This window comes from Trinickia sp. HAY1-2D (assembly GCF_056754935.1).
This window is the reverse complement of sequence record NZ_JBPGWX010000002.1, coordinates 635,539-653,779: the sequence shown is the minus strand read 5'-3', so window position 1 is coordinate 653,779 and position 18,241 is coordinate 635,539. Positions and strand designations below refer to the sequence as shown.

The window sequence follows — 18,241 nt, the reverse complement described above, 5'->3', positions numbered from 1 at the left end:
ATGCCCGTTTCCCTTGTCGCCAGCCTGCGTCCGCGCCGCGTCACGAGCTCGGACAGCCGTCCCATCATGCCAACCCTCGGCCCCCACACTCTGCGCAACAACCTGTTCGTCGCTCCGATGGCGGGCGTCACGGACCGGCCGTTTCGGCAGCTCTGCAAGCGCCTGGGCGCCGGGTATGCCGTATCGGAAATGGTGGCGTCGAACGCTCAGCTCTGGAAAAGCGAAAAGACGATGCGCCGGGCCAATCATGCGGGCGAGGTCGAGCCGATCGCGGTGCAGATCGCGGGCGCCGATCCGGCGATGATGGCCGAGGCCGCTCGCTACAACGTGGCCAACGGCGCGCAGATCATCGATATCAACATGGGTTGCCCGGCGAAAAAGGTCTGCAATGTCGCCGCGGGCTCGGCGCTTTTGCAGGACGAGCCGCTCGTCGCCCGCATCGTCGAGGCGGTCGTGGCCGCCGTCGGCGTGGGGCCCAATGCCGTGCCCGTCACATTGAAGATCCGCACCGGCTGGGACCGCGAGCACAAGAACGCGCTCAACATCGCCCGCATCGCGGAGAACGCCGGCATCTCGATGCTGACCGTGCACGGCCGCACGCGCGCCGATCTTTATCACGGCGAAGCCGAGTACGACACCATCGCCGCCGTGAAACGCGCAGCACGAATCCCCGTCGTGGCAAACGGCGACATCGATACGCCTGCGAAAGCGCAGGCCGTGCTCGCCGCCACCGGAGCCGATGCGATCATGATCGGCCGCGCGGCGCAGGGGCGCCCGTGGCTCTTTCGCGAAATCGAGCACTACCTGCGGCACGGCGAGCTGCTGCCGCCGCCGCGCATCGCGGAGATTCGCGAGGTGATGAACGAGCACCTCGAGGATCATTACGCGTTTTATGGCGAGTTCACCGGCGTGCGTACTGCGCGCAAGCATATCGGCTGGTACACTCGCGGCCTTCCTGGCGCCAATGCGTTCCGGCACAGGATGAACACGCTCGATACCACACGCGAACAACTGCTGGCCGTCAACGAGTTTTTCGACGCGCAACTGGCTTTGTCCGACCGTCTCGTCTACGTGGAAGACGAAGCGGATACAAGCGGCGAGCCGAACCAGCCGAGACATCAAGAACCCATAGCAGCATGAGCAAACACAACATCGAACAATGCGTCCGCGACAGCCTGGGGCGGTACTTCCAGGATCTCGACGGCGCGAAAGCACACGACGTCTTCGACATGGTGATGTCGTGCGTCGAAAAACCGATGCTCGAGGTGGTGCTCGAGCAGGCCGGCGGCAATCAGTCGCTTGCCGCCGAGTATCTCGGCATCAACCGCAATACGTTGCGCAAAAAGCTGCAACAGCACGGTCTGCTGTAGTCGCGCCGCCCTCGTCCCTTTTCGGTATTGGTTTCCATCATGATCAAGCAAGCGCTCATCTCCGTTTCCGACAAGTCCGGCATCGTCGAATTCGCCCAATCGCTCTCGGCGCTCGGCGTCAAGATCCTGTCGACGGGCGGCACGGCCAAGCTGCTCGCCGAGGCGGGCCTCGCCGTGACCGAAGTGGCCGACTACACCGGGTTTCCCGAAATGCTCGACGGCCGCGTCAAAACGCTGCACCCGAAAGTGCACGGCGGCATTCTCGCGCGCAGGGACGTGCCGGAGCATATGGCCGCGCTCGAAGCGCACGGGATTCCGACGATCGATCTGCTCGTCGTCAATCTCTATCCGTTCGTCGCAACGGTTTCGAAAGACCAATGCACGCTCGAAGACGCCATCGAGAACATCGATATCGGTGGTCCGACGATGCTGCGCTCGGCCGCCAAGAATCATCGCGACGTGACGGTTATCGTCGATCCGGCCGACTATTCGGCGGTGCTCGATGAAATGCGGGCGAACGGCAACACGGTCGGCTACAAGACGAACTTCCGCCTGGCGACGAAGGTCTTCGCGCACACGGCGCAGTACGACGGCGCGATCACGAACTATCTGACGAGCTTGACCGAGGCGCTCCAGCATAGCTCGCGCAACGCGTATCCGGCCACGTTGAATGTGGCCTTCGAGAAAGTGCAGGACCTGCGCTATGGCGAGAATCCGCATCAGAGCGCGGCGTTCTACCGGGACTTGTCAGCGCCGGCCGGTGCGCTTGCGGCCTATCGCCAGTTGCAAGGCAAGGAGCTCTCGTACAACAACATCGCCGATGCCGACGCGGCGTGGGAGTGCGTGAAGACGTTCGATGCAACCGCCTGCGTGATCGTCAAGCATGCGAATCCCTGCGGCGTCGCCATCGGGGCCGATCCGCTCGAAGCCTACTCGAAGGCGTTCAAGACCGATCCGACTTCGGCTTTCGGCGGCATCATCGCGTTCAACCGCGAGGTCGACGAGGCTGCGGCTCAAGCCGTGGCCAAGCAGTTCGTCGAAGTGCTGATCGCACCGTCGTTCACGGAGGGCGCCAAGGCAGTCTTTGCGGCCAAACAAAATGTGCGTTTGCTCGAAATCGCTCTGGGCGCCGGGCAGAACACGTTCGATTTCAAGCGTGTCGGCGGCGGGCTGCTCGTGCAATCGCCCGATGCGAAGAACGTCTCGTCGCGCGAATTGCGCGTCGTGACCAAGCGTCATCCGACACCGCAGGAAATGGACGATTTGCTCTTCGCCTGGCGCGTCGCGAAATACGTGAAGTCGAACGCGATCGTCTTTTGCGCCAAGGGTATGACGCTCGGCGTCGGCGCGGGCCAGATGAGCCGGGTGGATTCGGCCCGTATCGCGAGCATCAAAGCGCAAAACGCGGGGCTCACGCTCGCGGGCTCGGCCGTGGCGTCCGATGCCTTCTTCCCGTTCCGCGATGGCCTCGATGTCGTCGTGGCCGCGGGCGCGACCTGCGTGATCCAACCGGGCGGCTCGATGCGCGATGACGAAGTCGTCGCCGCCGCGGACGAGCACAACATCGCCATGATCATGACGGGCGTGCGGCACTTCCGGCACTGATCGCCGATTGCATGTCGCGGGCGCCCGCATCGATGGGCGCCCGTTGCGTGTGCAACGTTTTCATCGAAGACATTCGAGCCACGGACCGACGCCCTCTCATTGAATCGGTCAGAACGCTGGCCCGGCGCACACGACCGTCCCAATAGCTGTACCGCTTTTCGCCTCTCCTCACACCGCTTCGCCCTCGCTCGCGTTTTGATACGTGCGCCCTGGATGCGCACGCCTGCCACGTCGCGCCGCCGTTCTCCTCTTCGCCCACCTCCATGCGCCCAATGTGCGCAACGCGATAATCGTCACCACTTCAGCGCGAGAGCCACACACGGCACGCACTGAGCAACTGCAAGGCACTTCGATCACATGAAGTCGTCAGCCATTGCGGCGACCACTCGATCGTCGAGCCGGTGATCAAAGAGAAGAACCTCCCAAGGAGACGTGTATGTCAACGCCCACTCTCTCGCCCACGACGGCACCGAGCGTCCCGCATGCGCAGCATCCGGCAGCGGACCGGCAGACTGCCGCCCCCGCCGCTGACGATGTCAATCGGGAGAACGCCTCCCGCCTGCGAGGCGGCAGGCTGCGCGGGCTGTTTCGGATGGATCGCAAACCGCAGCCGGTCGACGTCAAGCGAAAACTGGATGAGCACGTCGAACGGACATTCGCAGGCAACGACGATCGAACGAGTCGCCGCCGGTTTCGCGCAGCGGCCGAGGACGCTCGCCAGCGCCCGAGCACTCAAGATCCGATGACCGACCGGGAGTCGGCACGCGCTGAGATCGAGTCGATGTTCGTGGGCGTCAGCCCTCAATTCGTCGATCAGTTGCTCGACAGACGCGAAAACAGCGACATCCCTGTCTACGGTCATGCGCCGCGCTACGCGCAGGCGATCGTGTTGGCCACCGCGCTCGCCCAGGCAACGGGCGGCGATGCAGAACGTGCGCGGGATGTCATGAATGCCTGGAATCTTCAAGCGGAGGGCGACCCGTCGCGATTTCCAGCAACGGTTCAAGCCGACGATCTGGCGGCCCAGTGTCTGCTCGCAAAAACCGAGCTGGGTTGGGATGTGCTGACGGCGCTCGCCCCATCGCGCTTTGTCCGCCTGAGCGATACGGACGATGAGCGTCGGCGGATGTCGACCACGCTCAGAGCGTGCGCACATCTGCTCGACAATCTGCCGTTCGGCGATGAGGCGTTTGAGCGCCCGCGAGATCTCAATGACGCCCTCATGCTCGCCCAGGAGATCGTTGATTGTGCCCTGCCCGAACCCGATGCCGACAAACCGCGGCCCGGCACCAGCGAGGCGCTGGGCTTCGAGCGCAATGTCATCGCGGCGCGCGCGTTGATGGGCTCGTGCTCCACCAGCCCTACCCGGAAGGAACGCGAGGCGATTCTGCTCTTCAAGCCACAAGGGGGCGAGCGCGACGTCAGAAATCTGTCGATGATGCGGCACCGGGTGAACCAGATATTCAGCGACACCAACGAAAAACGCGGTTTCTTCGGGCGCATGCCGACGATGAACCAGCGTCTGATGGACACACTGGCCAAGCGGACCATGAGCGATTTAGTCGCGCATCTGGACGAGGCACTCGCCCCGCCGATGAGATGGGAAAACGGCCTGCTTGTGCGCGACACCGACTTCGTCCCGGAATTGACCGATGACCGCGTGCGTCAAGCGCTGCACTTCACCGCATTGAAAGCGTTCATCAACCGCGTGGATCACCGTACACGGCGCGCTTCGATCGATCTGAAAAGAGGGGAGTTCAACGATTTGCTCGATGCGACCGCGCGCAGGCTGCAAATCACGCCGCGGGAGCTGAGCCGCCACCCGGCATGGCAACAGGGGCACGGCGAATGCAGGCAACTGAACGTCGACAAACTGCGTGCATGGATGCGGGAAGCCGGCGTCGATCCCGCCACGTCGGACATGGGCAAGCACCTGCGGACGCTCGAAAACATGCAGCTAGGCAAAGCAAGCAACGCTCGAGGGGTGCGCGAGCTCGTCGATACGATGCGCCCCGGCACCTCCATCGCGTTCACGAGCCGAGGTGCACAGGGGCCGAATATCACGTACTGGGCGACGGTCGCTCCCGAGGCGTTGAGGCATAAATGGGGGCATCCGACCGTCACGCCGTTGCCGACAGGCTCTCGCATTCGCGGCCGCGGCGCCGCCATGATTCTCTCGGGGGACGAAGGTCCTGACGGCGCTCATATCGACATCGACATCGGCACGATGGATCGCAAGTCATGGACACTTCTCGCCGGCGCTGTTGGGCAGATTCACTCCGAGAGCCCGAGCGCCGCGTCCGAGAATTTCTGGTGGCAAGTGTTCGAATATGGTTTTCACCGCTCTCACGAAACGTCGGAGGGCGTCAAGCTTCGCATCGCGGCCGACACGTTCGATGAGGCAAAGGCCTTGGCATGCAAGGTCGTCGATGCGCTATCCGGGGTGACCGCTTCCGAGGATAGCGACGAGGACCTTGGCGGGTGGGACAATCTCGTTGACGAGCATTTCGACAACGACCACATCCGCGTCCATCATCAAACGCGCGAAGACACGGAAAGGGCGCGTATCGCGCAGACCATGACGGTGCTCGGTGTAAACACGCCGTTCGGAGGCAACCTCGCCATTCCGAAGAACGCGTGGGTTGTGGGGGGCGTCAACAGCTGGTGGAACGCGTTCGCCGTGCAACTCTCGCGGACCAAAGGAACTCTCACGAGCCGAATCCGCGGGGCGGACAATGTCTCGCGAAGCGAGAACCGCCGCGAACAGCATATAACGCTCGGTGGGCTCACCTATCCGCAACCGAGCCTCACACCGCCCATTCACGACGTGACGGGCATGGGCCTCGGTGCGTGGTGGATCCCAATGAAACGGTTCGTAAAAGGACTCGAGAGCGGAGAGGCGACGCTGTACCTCCCGCCCCCGGGCACCAACGGTACGCCGTATCAAGAATGGGTCATGACCGAGCTCGAGTACATCGAATGGCAAACGGAACTCTGGGGCGCCTCTTCGCCTACGCCGCCAGAACACATGCGCAACCACATACTGCCCGATCGCCCCGCGGGCGCACGCGGGGATCTCAAAGTCGTCGTGCGGCGCTATGTCAAGCCCGAAGCCGCGGGCGAGTTGAACGCCCGCTTCGACAGGATTGCGACAATGAACGGCAACCCCGCCGCGGGGCCGGCGATTCAGCGTGAGATGGACAGCGCGGGCGCGAAGCTGCTGGACGAATCCACTTGGGGCGAAAACATGGTGGTGTCGTACCAGTACACCAATCAGCACGAAAATGTGAGCGGGATGCCACCGATCGCGTACCAGAAACAGCACTTCGTCGGCACCGTCGAGCGCGATCGTCAACACGTGCTCGGCCGAACGGGCGGACGCAATACGCTCGTCGGCACTCGCGTGCCCGAAATGTACGTGCCGGACGCCGAAAACCAGCGGATCTTCAAAGCCAATAAGCCGACCCGATTCGCACCCGCCGATCCCAACGTGCGTCAATCGCCGATGCAGCAGCAGATCCGCGAAATCTTCGCGAACTTTCCGCAGGAATGGGTGCCGGTCGAGCCTGTGGTCATGCCGAGTCACAAGCAGATCTATGGGCAGCTCTTTCACTTGGTGCAGAGGCGCTCCCGTCTCTACCCGATAGGCACGCCCATCGGCGATTCGCTCCACGACTATCTGGGTACGTCCGACAGCATGGCCGTGGTCGACTGCGACCCCAGGCGCCCTGCGGCCGAGATCATGGCGGATTTCGAGCGGTCGCGGCGAGAATACGCAATCAAAAACATCGCGCAGGGACAAGCTATCCCGGAAGATCTCGATACGTTGGGAGACGAGTTCTGGAAGGACTTCGACATTGCGGACTTCTTCAAGGCGAACTTCTATCCGCCGCGTCGACCGCTTGCCGACAGAAAGCCAGAAGGGCCGATCAACTCACTGAAAGACCACGTCCTCGCGTTTCGCAAGATCAACAAGCTCGATATGTCGGAAGCGACGTTGCGGGTGGGCTCATCCGCAATTCCGGTTCCGGAGGTTGCGGACGTACCGTCAAATCGCTTCAGTACTCCGTTCCAATGGGACCAGTTGCTGGCATCGGCGGGCCAACTGGCCGACGGAGACCTGGCGAGCGTCAGGCGTACGCTCATCAACAAAGCGCACATCATCAGGACGACCGGAATCGACGAAAACGCCTACGCGACGCACTACACCGGACGTCAGCAGCCGGAGACGTTCGCGATCATCGCGGGGATGTACGCGGACCACGTCGGCAATGACGACATCCTGGTGGAATTTCTGCCCGAACTGATGGGCGAGTGGTACAACAGAATGCGCGGTGCGGAGAGCCTGATGCCCGGGACCATCTTCAACGGTGTCGCAATGAAACCCGACGGCAAGATCGTCAACGGTTTGATCGACTATGCGACGCCCTCGGGATCGCGCCCCGAAGGCGATCTCGAAGACACTGAGATCGCAGACGAGGAACTCGCGCGGCTCGGAATCAATCCTGCATTCGTGTTCGGCGAGAACCGCGATAGCGCGGCCATCGGTACCGATTTCAGCCGGGCGCAGCGCAACCCGGTCGATGGCCGCCGCGAACTGAGCTATTCCGCGCCGCTGACTGAAAATGCCCATGTGCTCCAGTCCGAGCGCGTCCTGGTAAGGGCGCTGCGTGCAGCCGGTCATGACGAAATGGCGGACATGCTGCAGAAGTTCGCCGATCAGCGCGAGCTCGCAATGCAGGAAACCTTCCTCGCGCCGCGTACGGATATCACGCTCGAGCCGAAGCCCGGCACGCGTCCGCCGATGATGGTCGGGTCGTACTACCGGCTCAGAGAAGGCGAGCTGCATCCACTGCTGTCGGCCGAGGTCGCCAACGCACTCTGGGCCGGCGTCGTGCCGCCGCAAGACATCGAATGGATCGTCGGGGCTTTGGACTCGCTCACCACCGGGGACGGTCTCATGGCCACCGCCGATGTGGATAGCCACGAGCAGTGGGATGGCTTCAATTTCTGGGCGATGCACGCTTACAAGGCGGTCGAAGGCCTGATCGCGAACGGTCATCCAGAGCGTGCGGAACGAATCGCGTTGGGCTTCGTGAAAAATGCCCGCGCGGCACTCGTCAATTACGGCATCACGGCCGAGAAGTACAACCCCAATGGCGAGCTGGGCCGCGGTGGCGAATATCCGGTTGAACCGAACATGACGATGACCAATGAAACGCTTGCCTATTTCGCATGGCGGTTCAAGAGCTGCAAGGAGGTCTACGAGCAACCGGTGGAGCAGACGGTGGCGGCCTGACAACACGTGTCCTCGCACTCGGGATGTATGGGAGCGTTGCGCCTGTAGGCGGGAAGTGCCGTTCGTTGTAGTATCGCAGGCACTTCCCCACCTGAATCTCATGAGAATCCTCGGCATCGATCCCGGCCTGCGCGTCACGGGCTTCGGCATCATCGATCAAACCGGCCAACGGCTCACTTACGTGACGAGCGGCGTCATCCGCACGGCCGATGCGGATCTGCCGTCCCGTCTTCGCACGATTTTCGACGGCATCTCCACGCTGATCCGCCAGCACACCCCGGACCAGTCGGCCATCGAAAAAGTCTTCGTGAACGTCAATCCGCAATCGACGCTGCTGCTTGGGCAAGCGCGAGGTGCGGCGATCTGCGGCCTCGTGTCCGGCGGCGTGCCCGTTGCCGAATACACGGCACTGCAGCTCAAGCAAGCCGTCGTCGGATACGGCCGTGCGACGAAAGAACAAATGCAGCAGATGGTTGGACGCCTGCTCGATCTGCCCGGCCTGCCGGGCACCGACGCAGCGGACGCGCTCGGCATGGCCATCTGCCACGCCCACGGTGGAAGTGCGCTCGGCGCCCTCGCGGATATCGCCCCCGGGCTCGCGAAAAAAGGATTGCGCGTGCGGCGCGGGCGACTCGTCGGCTGACACGCAAGGCCTGCGGCCGGCTCGCGACACCTCGGCATACGCTACACTCGCGCATTGCCTTTCCACTCGCCTCAGACATGATCGGTCGAATCGCCGGCACCCTGCTGGAAAAGAACCCACCTCACCTGCTCGTCGATTGCAACGGGGTGGGCTATGAGATCGACGTGCCGATGAGCACGTTTTACAACCTGCCGTCGACAGGTGAAAAAGTCGTCCTGCTCACGCAGCTGATCGTGCGCGAAGACGCGCACCTCCTCTACGGCTTCGGCACGGCCCAGGAGCGCACCACATTCCGCGAGTTGCTCAAGATCAGCGGCATCGGCGCGCGCATGGCGCTGGCGGTGCTCTCCGGCATGAGCGTTCAGGAGCTCTCCCAGGCCGTGACGCTGCAAGATGCCGCGCGCCTCACGCGTGTGCCCGGCATCGGCAAGAAAACGGCCGAGCGTCTGTTGCTCGAGCTCAAGGGCAAGCTCGGCGCCGATCTCGGCGCGGCCGCCGCGGCCGTGTCCCCGTCCGACCACGCCACCGACATCCTCAATGCCCTGCTCGCCCTCGGCTACTCGGAAAAAGAAGCGCTCGCCGCCATCAAAAACGTGCCGGCTGGAACCGGCGTGTCCGAAGGCATCAAGCTCGCGCTGAAAGCACTGTCGAAGGCTTAATATGGGGCCAAATCATTCACATCAGTCTCCACAGTGTCACGCGAGATAAAGTGCGATCCGGTCCGTGGTCCATGTTGCGATGCCTGTCCCGAAGAAATCTGCATCCTCGGTCCAAACAGGGCACCCCACGATCATTGCACACGCTAGAACGGGCCAGTCGTCCGCATCGCGTGTACCGATGCGCTGGAGCGCCTGCGTTTTCGCTTCGGCGTAAATCTCCCCGTCGATGATCTGGACGATCGGAACCAAGCCATCCAGCACCGCTATCGCGGGTTCGGGCGAGATGCCACGCTTTTTTAGCAGGCCTGGCAGATACTTCCTGGCATCCGCATAGGCGACGTCGGGGGCGAAAAACCGGACATCTTCTGCGTGCGCAGTGATCAACTCGCGCACGCGCTTGCCGAGGACAGCCCGAATCAGAATATTCGCGTCGAGTACGATTGCCTTACTGCTCATGTCGACTTGGTGCCCGCCTTGGATTTGCCCGCCGATGCACGACGCGCCGTCTTGAATTCAGACACGACTTCCTCGACATCCACGTCATGATCGGCCAACAGCCGGTCCAGGGCCTTACTCGCTTTCTTCAACGCGGCGCGTTGTCCTTCGTCCTGGCCGTGTGCCGGGATAAAGTAACCTACCGTCTGGCCATGACGCGTTACCGCCACCGGTGTGCTCGCAGCAATGTATTCAGCGAGATCGGCTCGAAACGCACGAATCCCTACCTTGATTGCTTCCATGCTCATGCTCCCGCATCGTGCCTTCGCACGCTACATTTGTGAATCGACGTGTACACATTTTAAATTTTCGAGAATGGAAACGCAAGCGTGCCTCATTGGCCGCGTTCCGGTCGGCGCGAAGCGCCGCGCGCGGTACAATGGCGCGCATGATCGAAACCGACAAGCTCGCCACCGAGCGCATCATCTCCGCGGCACCCTCTTCCTCGCACGAGGAAGCGTTCGAGCGCGCGCTGCGTCCGCGCCAGCTCGAAGAGTATGTCGGCCAGGAAAAAGTGCGCGGCCAGCTCGAAATCTTCATCGAGGCGGCCAAGCGCCGCTCGGAGTCCCTCGATCACGTCCTGCTGTTCGGCCCCCCGGGCCTCGGTAAAACGACACTCGCGCACATCATCGCCCGCGAAATGGGGGTCAATCTGAGGCAAACGTCCGGGCCCGTGCTCGAGCGTGCCGGCGATCTCGCCGCGCTGCTCACGAATCTCGAAGCCAACGACGTCCTGTTCATCGACGAAATCCATCGCCTTTCGCCCGTCGTCGAGGAAATCCTCTATCCCGCGCTCGAGGATTACCAGATCGACATCATGATCGGCGAGGGTCCGGCCGCGCGCAGCGTGAAACTCGATCTCCAGCCGTTCACGCTCGTCGGCGCAACGACGCGCGCCGGCATGCTGACCAATCCGCTGCGCGATCGCTTCGGCATCGTCGCGCGCCTGGAGTTCTATAACGCCGAGGAGCTCGCGCGCATCGTCGTGCGCTCGGCATCGCTGCTCGGCGCGCAGATCCATCGCGACGGCGCGTACGAGATCGCGCGCCGCTCGCGCGGCACGCCGCGCATCGCGAACCGGCTGTTGCGCCGCGTGCGCGATTACGCCGAAGTGAAGGCCGACGGCAATATCACGGCGCGAGTGGCCGATGCGGCCCTTGCCATGCTCGATGTCGACGCCGTCGGCTTCGATCTGATGGACCGCAAGCTGCTCGAGGCCATCCTGCACAAGTTCGACGGCGGCCCCGTCGGTGTCGACAATCTGGCTGCCGCCATCGGCGAGGAGCGCGATACGATCGAAGACGTCCTCGAGCCGTATCTGATCCAGCAAGGCTATTTGCAGCGCACACCGCGCGGGCGCGTGGCGACTTTGGCGGCGTACCGCCATTTCGGCCTGGCCACCCCCGACGCGGCCAGCACCGTGCGCAGCCTCTGGGATAACGACGCCTCCTGAGGCGCAAGCGTCGAGCGCACGCGTCGGGCAGGCCTCATTTCAACGGTTCCCCAGCTCTCCATGTCAGATAGCGCCGGCAAAGCCCCTCGTCCGAGCATGGCATGGCGCGATGCGCTCGGCGCCCGAGTGCGCGCGAAGATCGTCCGGGGCATCACTCATCTGACGACAGGCAGCGGCCCGACGCTCGATTTCTCGTCGCCGCCCGGCGACCCTGGCCTCTTCGGCCCCGATGCGGTCTGCTGGCAAGTGCATGCCGATTTCACGGCGATGATGGTGGGCGGCATCTCGGCGTTGATGCTGCAGGCCCTCCATCCGCTCGCGTTGGCCGGTGTATGGGACCACTCCACGTTTCGCACCGATATGCTCGGCCGCCTGCGCCGCACGGCCACGTTCATCTCGGGCACGACGTTCGGCAACCGCGCCGACGCGCTCGCGCTGATCGAACGCGTCAAACGCATCCATCTCGCCGTGAGCGGTACCGCTCCGGACGGGCGGCCTTACCGCGCCAGCGATCCCGCGTTGCTGACATGGGTCCACGTGGCAGAGGTCTCGAGCTTCATGGCTGCCCATCTGCGCTATGTCAATCCCGCGCTGTCGATCGGTGAGCAGGATCGCTATTACGCCGAGATGGCCATGATCGCGCAACTGCTGGGTGCCGAGGATGTGCCGCGCTCCCGGGCGGAAGTGGCGACCTATCTCGCCACCATGCGGCCCGCGCTCGAGGCAGGGCCGCGCGTGCAAGAAGTCGTTGCGGTGCTTGCCCACGCCGCCCCGAAAGGACGCTTGATGCGGCCTGCCGGCGCATTGGTGTTCCGCGCGGGCGTCGATTCGTTACCCCGCTGGGCGCAGGACTTGATCGGTTTTTCGGCGCCGGCGCGGTATGCGGGCAAGCTGGCACGCCAAGGCATACGCATGGTCGCGCCCGTGATGCGCTGGGCGCTCGTCAATGGGGCATCGAAGCGCGCACGCCGGCGCGTGGCTGCGCAAGTGGCGTGACGGCAGTAATGGCGCCATGGCACCGCCCGCGACCAAGCTCAACGCGCGCACAACGCTAGCAACGCACGCCTGCGCGTGCGGCGCGCCGCAGGGGCGTCGATGATGCTCCGTGTCGCCTACTTGCGGTCGACGCCTTTCGCCACCGCCAAGCCGTCGTCGGCGCTCGCGCTTTCGAGATGTGCGACATCGCCCCATTCGACGATCGAGGCGCGGCCGGCTTCGTCCCACTGCACGCTGTTGAGACTCGCATTGAGCAACGGATAGTCGCGCGGCGCATCGAGCGCCAGCCCGCGAGCACAGCGATAAACGCAATCGAGCACGCCACCGTGCGTCACGCAGACGATGCGGCCGTTCGGATGCTCGGCCGCGATTTGCGCGACGGTGTGCAGCACCCGGTGATAGAACACGCGCGGCGACTCGCCGCCTTCGGGCGCAAAGCCTGGATCGCGCGTCTGCCAGACGGCGTAGGCATCGGGAAACCGGTCCGCGATCTCATCGCTGTCATGTCCCTGAAAGACGCCATAGGCGCGCTCGCGCAGCCCCGATTGTAGCTTCAGCGACAAGCCGAGCGCGGCCACCGTCGGCTCGGCCGTTTGCCGCGCTCGCATCAAGTCGCTCGCATAGATGGCATCGACCCCGCGGCCGGCGCCGGCTTCGCGGGTCATCCGCGCCGCAATTCGGCGGGCCTGCTCGAGCCCAGTCTCGTTCAGCGGGATATCGATGTGGCCCTGGATGCGCTTGATGCGATTCCAGTCGGTCTCGCCATGGCGGATGAAAACGATGCGGGTTGGCATGATCGAAAGACGTATGGACGGTCAGGTCAGGCCCGGACCGTTCGGATCAGTTACGGGCGCGCAGCCAGAACGTGACGGGACCGTCGTTGACGAGCGAGACCTGCATCTCGGCACCGAACTCGCCGGTTTCGACGAGCGGGTGACGCGCCCGCGCCGCAGCAACGAAATAGTCGAACAGACGCCGCCCATCCTCGGGCGGCGCGGCCGGCGTAAAGCTCGGACGCAGGCCGCTGTCGGTATCGGCCGCCAGCGTGAATTGCGAAACGAGCAGCAACCCGCCGGCACGCCCTGCGCCGTCGATATTCGAAAGCGGCAGATTCATTTTGCCGGCCGCATCGCCGAATACGCGATAGCCCAGCACCTTCGCGACGAGTTTGTCGGCCACGGCTTCGCTGTCGCCGCGCTCGGCGCAAACGAGCGCGAGCAGTCCCGGGCCGATCTCTCCTGTGACGCGCGTGCCGACGCGCACTTGCGCCTGGGTCACCCGCTGGATCAAGGCGATCACGAGCCCCCTCTGTCACGCGGTCAGCGTGATGCGCGCGAAGCGCCGCTTGCCGACCTGCACGACATATTCACCGGCGTCGACCTTGAGCCCTTTGTCCGTAACCGTCGTGCCGTCGATCCTGACGCCGGCTTGGTCGATGTTGCGCAGCGCCTCGCTCGTCGACGGCACGAGGCCCGCCTGTTTGAGCAATTGGCCGATGCCGAGCGGCGCGCCGGCAAGCGTCACCGATGGGATGTCATCGGGCACCCCGCCGCGCGCGCGGTGATTGAAGTCCTCGAGCGCGCGCTCGGCGTCGGCCTGCGAATGAAAGCGCGCCACGACCTCCTGCGCGAGCAGCACTTTGAAGTCGCGCGGATTGCGGCCTTCCTGCGCTTCGCGGGCGAAGTGTGCAATCTCCTCAACGCTGCGAAACGACAGCAACTCGAAGTAGCGCCACATGAGCGTATCCGAGATGCTCATCAGCTTGCCGAACATGTCAGCGGGCTTCTCACTGATGCCGACGTAATTGTTCTTCGACTTCGACATCTTGTCGACGCCGTCCAGTCCCTCGAGCAGCGGCATCGTCAGAATGCACTGCTGCTCTTGTCCATACTGCTTCTGCAGCTCGCGCCCAACGAGCAGGTTGAACTTCTGATCGGTGCCGCCGAGCTCGAGATCGGCATTCAGCGCGACCGAGTCGTAACCCTGCATCAGCGGATAGAGGAATTCGTGGATGGAGATCGGCACACCACCCTGGAACCGCTTCGTGAAGTCCTCGCGTTCGAGAATGCGCGCGACGGTATAGCGCGACGCCAGCTTGATCATGCCGTCGGCGCCGAGCGGCATCGACCATTCGCTGTTGAAGCGGATCTCCGTCTTCTCGCGATCGAGCACCAGCGCGGCCTGATCGAAATAAGTCTTCGCATTCGATTCGATCTGCTCGCGAGTGAGCGGCGGTCGCGTGGCGTTGCGTCCCGAAGGATCGCCGATGAGCGAGGTGAAGTCGCCGATCAAAAAGATGACGGTGTGCCCGAGATCCTGAAGCTGACGCATCTTGTTCAGCACGACCGTATGGCCGATATGAATATCCGGTGCAGTCGGGTCGAGCCCGAGCTTGATGCGCAGCGGCTTGCCCGTCGCGGCACTTCGCGCCAGCTTCTGCACGAACTCCTCTTCGATCAGCAGTTCGTCGGCGCCGCGCTTGGCGACAGCGAGCGCGTGAAGGACCTCGTCCGTGACTGGAAACTTCGAGGCGGGTTGGGCAGTGGAGTCGGTGCTCATCGGAAAGTCGCGTGCTGAGACGTTGCAAAAGCCGTAATTGTCCCATATTCTCGGCGCGCGCCGCCCTCGCAACGCTGCTGAACGCAAGCGCGCCATTGCTTGGATAATGTCGGGGGTGCGGTGCCGCCTTGCGCCGCCTCGCACCGTCTTCCGGCCCGCGCCGGCCACCTTGAAACGACGAGGAGTTTTCCGTGCCCCGTACCGCCCCCTCCGCTCCCGGTGACGGCATCTACTTCGGCCTGATGTCCGGCACGAGCCTGGACGGCGTCGACGGCGTCGCCGTCGAATTCGCCGACGGACGGCCCCCGACCGTGCTGGCCGACGCTTTCGTCGGCTTCGCCGACGGCCTGCGCGGCGCGCTCTTCGCGCTGCAGCAGCCCGGAGACAATGAAATCGAGCGCGAGGCGCTCGCCGCATCGGCCCTCGCCACACGGTACGCGGTGTGCTGCCACGAACTGCTGCGCTCCGCCAACCTGGCACCGTCGCGCGTGCGAGCGATCGGCGTACACGGGCAAACGGTGCGCCATATGATCGAAAAAGGCTATACGCGTCAGATCAATAATCCCGCCTTGCTCGCGGAGATGACGCACATCGACGTCGTGGCGGATTTCCGAAGCCGCGATGTGGCGGCCGGCGGCCAGGGCGCGCCGCTCGTGCCGGCCTTTCACGAGCAGATCTTCCGGTCCGCAAACGAGACCCGCGTGATCTGCAATCTCGGCGGGATCAGCAATATCACGATCCTTCCCGCCGACACCGGCACGTCTGTCAGGGGCTTCGACTGCGGGCCCGCGAATGTGCTGCTCGACGAGTGGGCCAGCCGCCATCTGGGCACGCCCTACGACGAAGGCGGTCGATTCGCGGCAACCGGCACGGTTGTCGAGCCGCTCTTGAACCGGTTGCTGGACGAGCCGTTTTTTGCATTGCCGCCACCCAAGAGCACGGGCCGCGATCTGTTCAATGCGAGTTGGCTGGATGCCAAACTGGCCGGTTTTTCCGAATCGGCCCCGGCCGACGTCCAGGCCACGCTGGCCGCGTTGACGGCGACGACCGTCGTGCGGGAGGTGGAGCGGCATGCCGGCGGATGCGGCGCTATTTACGTCTGCGGAGGCGGAGCGCGCAATCCCGAACTGCTTCGAGCGTTCGAGACGGCATTGACGAAGAGTGGTGTCAGCGGCGCATCGGTGAGAACGACCGACGAACTCGGCGTACCGCCCCATCACGTGGAAGCGCTCGCGTTCGCCTGGTTGGCGAAGCGGTGTATCGAGCGGGCGCCGGGGAATCTGCCCGCGGTCACGGGCGCCGCGGGCGAGCGCGTGCTGGGGGCGCTCTACCCGGCGTGAGCGGTTGCTGAACGGCCGGAACGGGGGAAACTACGTTACGCCGAGAACGACGAGCCGCAGCCGCACGTGGTCGTGGCGTTCGGGTTCTTGATGACGAATTGCGCGCCGTTGATATCGTCCTTGTAGTCGATTTCAGCACCGACGAGATATTGATAACTCATCGAATCGATCAGCAGTTGAACGCCCGCCTTGTTCATGACGGTGTCGTCTTCGTTGATCGTTTCGTCGAACGTGAAGCCGTATTGGAAGCCTGAGCATCCGCCGCCTTGCACGAAAACGCGCAATTTGAGGTCCGGATTGCCCTCTTCGTCGATCAATTGCTTCACTTTTTCAGCCGCCGCGTCCGTGAAGACGAAGGGGCCGGGCATTTCGGTCACGGGGGTTTCAGTGACGGCGGTCATTCGAACTCTCCAAAAAAGCTGCTAAGCGCCATTGTAGGGCTGTTCGGAATATCGTGCTGTAAGTCCATGAATTCAATGGGTGCTTGCCTGAAACGTTCCGTATGACGCCGCGGAAATGAACAAAGCCGCCGGTGCGGACAGCAGCGGCGGCTTTTTTTGCGGACCGCGCCAGCATTGCGGCGCGGTACCGGCGCGTATTAACGCTTCGAGAACTGCTTGCGGCGGCGTGCCTTGTGGAAGCCGACCTTCTTACGCTCTACTTCACGTGCATCGCGCGTCACGAAGCCGGCGCTCGACAGCGCGGGCTTCAGCGTCGCATCGTAGTCCATCAGCGCACGCGTGATGCCGTGACGGACCGCGCCCGCTTGACCCGTCTCGCCGCCACCCGACACGTTGACCTTGATGTCGAACGTCGTGCCGTGGTTCGTGAGCTCGAGCGGCTGACGAACGATCATCAGCGACGTTTCGCGCGAGAAGTAATCAGCGATGGGCTTGCCGTTGACGACGATATCGCCCTTGCCTGCCTTGATGAAGACACGAGCGACGGCGCTCTTGCGGCGGCCCGTACCATAGTTCCAATTACCGATCATGTGGGCTCCCCTTAGATCTCGAGCGCTTGCGGCTGCTGAGCCGTATGCGGATGCGTCGCTTCGGCGTAGACCTTCAGCTTCTTGATCATTGCATAGCCAAGCGGGCCCTTCGGCAGCATACCCTTGACCGCTTTCTCGAGCGCACGGCCCGGGAAACGCTCCTGCATCTTGCCGAACGTCGTTTCGTAGATACCGCCCGGGTAGCCCGAGTGGCGGTAGTACTTCTTGTCGGTGTTTTTGTTGCCCGTCACCTTCAGCTTGCCAGCGTTGATGACGATGATGAAATCACCAGTGTCGACGTGCGGGGTGAACTCAGGCTTGTGCTTGCCGCGAAGACGGCGTGCCACTTCGCTGGCGACACGGCCGAGAACCTTATCCGTCGCGTCAATCACGTACCATTCGCGCTTTACCTCTTCGGCTTTCGCGGAAAATGTCTTCATGATCGATCCAAAATTGTGACCTGCCCTTGCTTTCATTCCTGCTTGGATAGTTGCGTATCGAGACGCGGCGCAGGCTCTCCCTGTTCTTCTCCCGCGGGCATGGATGCGGAAAAGCCCTGAATTATAAAGGAATTCAAGGCGACACGTCAAAAAAAAGCCCGAACACTCGGCTCGGGCTTAATCCACCTAAGGAGGAGGGTGGAGGAGACATGCGGAGATTGCCGAACAAGCATGGCAACCAATGAGTCGTATTGTACAGAGGATCACCCCATCGCGCAAGAAAATTTGCATCGCGAAATCGCATCTCACGATACGATATATCGATATCGCGCGGCGTGCGATTCCGCGCGGAGCGGCAGCGTTCGGGCGAGGCTACAATGCGCTCTTCTTT

General features: G+C 63.2%; 17 protein-coding genes. 9 read left to right on the top strand and 8 right to left on the bottom strand.

Annotated features, from left to right (window positions below; translation table 11 throughout):
• Positions 1–66: 66 nt before the first annotated feature.
• The 6 genes from dusB (at position 67) to ruvA (ending at position 9,576) form a co-directional block, all read left to right on the top strand.
• Positions 67–1,140 carry a tRNA dihydrouridine synthase DusB gene (gene dusB, locus ACR9ZC_RS10055; RefSeq protein WP_440561731.1) on the top strand — a complete coding sequence of 358 codons (1,074 nt, stop codon included), beginning with the start codon at positions 67–69 and terminating at the stop codon, positions 1,138–1,140.
• Entirely contained in the window at positions 1,137–1,370 is a 234-nt protein-coding gene (locus tag ACR9ZC_RS10050; protein ID WP_173255266.1) for a Fis family transcriptional regulator, read from the top strand. Before dusB ends, ACR9ZC_RS10050 begins: the two co-directional genes overlap by 4 nt.
• A 39-nt stretch (positions 1,371–1,409) precedes the next feature.
• On the top strand, positions 1,410–2,975 hold the full coding sequence (gene purH, locus ACR9ZC_RS10045; protein ID WP_481580161.1) for a bifunctional phosphoribosylaminoimidazolecarboxamide formyltransferase/IMP cyclohydrolase: 1,566 nt from the start codon (positions 1,410–1,412) through the stop codon (positions 2,973–2,975).
• Positions 2,976–3,411: 436 nt separating this feature from the next.
• Positions 3,412–8,274, top strand: a complete 4,863-nt coding sequence (locus tag ACR9ZC_RS10040; RefSeq protein ID WP_481580160.1) for a trehalase family glycosidase — start codon at positions 3,412–3,414, stop codon at positions 8,272–8,274.
• 100 nt (positions 8,275–8,374) lie between these two features.
• Positions 8,375–8,917, top strand: a complete 543-nt coding sequence (ruvC, locus tag ACR9ZC_RS10035) for a crossover junction endodeoxyribonuclease RuvC (protein ID WP_331571024.1) — start codon at positions 8,375–8,377, stop codon at positions 8,915–8,917.
• A 77-nt stretch (positions 8,918–8,994) separates the two neighbouring features.
• Entirely contained in the window at positions 8,995–9,576 is a 582-nt protein-coding gene (gene ruvA / locus ACR9ZC_RS10030; protein WP_481580159.1) for a Holliday junction branch migration protein RuvA, read from the top strand.
• Between the two features lie 36 nt (positions 9,577–9,612).
• On the opposite strand, the gene ACR9ZC_RS10025 is transcribed toward ruvA, so the two are convergent.
• Together ACR9ZC_RS10025 and ACR9ZC_RS10020 are read right to left on the bottom strand one after the other, a co-directional pair.
• Positions 9,613–10,032 (bottom strand): PIN domain-containing protein, encoded by a 420-nt coding sequence (locus ACR9ZC_RS10025; protein ID WP_481580158.1) that lies wholly within the window; start codon positions 10,030–10,032, stop codon positions 9,613–9,615.
• A complete protein-coding gene (locus ACR9ZC_RS10020) occupies positions 10,029–10,313 on the bottom strand; it encodes a type II toxin-antitoxin system Phd/YefM family antitoxin (RefSeq protein ID WP_481580157.1) in 285 nt (94 codons plus the stop codon). Before ACR9ZC_RS10020 ends, ACR9ZC_RS10025 begins: the two co-directional genes overlap by 4 nt.
• A gap of 146 nt (positions 10,314–10,459) precedes the next feature.
• Between ACR9ZC_RS10020 and ruvB the strand changes: the two genes are divergently transcribed.
• Entirely contained in the window at positions 10,460–11,524 is a 1,065-nt protein-coding gene (ruvB, locus tag ACR9ZC_RS10015) for a Holliday junction branch migration DNA helicase RuvB (RefSeq protein WP_331571028.1), read from the top strand.
• Positions 11,525–11,584: 60 nt separating this feature from the next.
• Positions 11,585–12,520, top strand: a complete 936-nt coding sequence (locus ACR9ZC_RS10010) for an oxygenase MpaB family protein (protein WP_481580156.1) — start codon at positions 11,585–11,587, stop codon at positions 12,518–12,520.
• A 116-nt stretch (positions 12,521–12,636) separates the two neighbouring features.
• On the opposite strand, the gene ACR9ZC_RS10005 is transcribed toward ACR9ZC_RS10010, so the two are convergent.
• Genes ACR9ZC_RS10005 through tyrS form a run of 3 tightly spaced genes read right to left on the bottom strand, consistent with a single transcriptional unit; the run spans position 12,637 to position 15,079 of the window.
• A complete protein-coding gene (locus tag ACR9ZC_RS10005) occupies positions 12,637–13,314 on the bottom strand; it encodes a histidine phosphatase family protein (protein WP_481580155.1) in 678 nt (225 codons plus the stop codon).
• 46 nt (positions 13,315–13,360) lie between these two features.
• Positions 13,361–13,819 (bottom strand): D-aminoacyl-tRNA deacylase, encoded by a 459-nt coding sequence (gene dtd / locus ACR9ZC_RS10000; protein WP_481580154.1) that lies wholly within the window; start codon positions 13,817–13,819, stop codon positions 13,361–13,363.
• Positions 13,820–13,831: 12 nt separating this feature from the next.
• Entirely contained in the window at positions 13,832–15,079 is a 1,248-nt protein-coding gene (gene tyrS, locus ACR9ZC_RS09995; protein WP_481580153.1) for a tyrosine--tRNA ligase, read from the bottom strand.
• Between the two features lie 191 nt (positions 15,080–15,270).
• On the opposite strand from tyrS, the gene ACR9ZC_RS09990 reads away from it, so the two are divergent.
• Positions 15,271–16,419: an anhydro-N-acetylmuramic acid kinase gene (locus ACR9ZC_RS09990; protein ID WP_481580152.1), complete on the top strand. Its 1,149-nt coding sequence runs from the start codon at positions 15,271–15,273 to the stop codon at positions 16,417–16,419.
• 35 nt (positions 16,420–16,454) lie between these two features.
• Here the strand turns inward: ACR9ZC_RS09990 and erpA are convergent, their stop codons facing one another.
• The 3 genes from erpA to rplM form a co-directional block, all read right to left on the bottom strand.
• Positions 16,455–16,820, bottom strand: a complete 366-nt coding sequence (erpA, locus tag ACR9ZC_RS09985) for an iron-sulfur cluster insertion protein ErpA (protein ID WP_173255275.1) — start codon at positions 16,818–16,820, stop codon at positions 16,455–16,457.
• Positions 16,821–17,017: 197 nt separating this feature from the next.
• Positions 17,018–17,410, bottom strand: a complete 393-nt coding sequence (gene rpsI, locus ACR9ZC_RS09980; protein WP_173255276.1) for a 30S ribosomal protein S9 — start codon at positions 17,408–17,410, stop codon at positions 17,018–17,020.
• An 11-nt stretch (positions 17,411–17,421) separates the two neighbouring features.
• Complete coding sequence (rplM, locus tag ACR9ZC_RS09975) at positions 17,422–17,850, bottom strand: 50S ribosomal protein L13 (RefSeq protein ID WP_173255277.1); 429 nt, start codon at positions 17,848–17,850, stop codon at positions 17,422–17,424.
• Positions 17,851–18,241 lie beyond the last annotated feature (391 nt).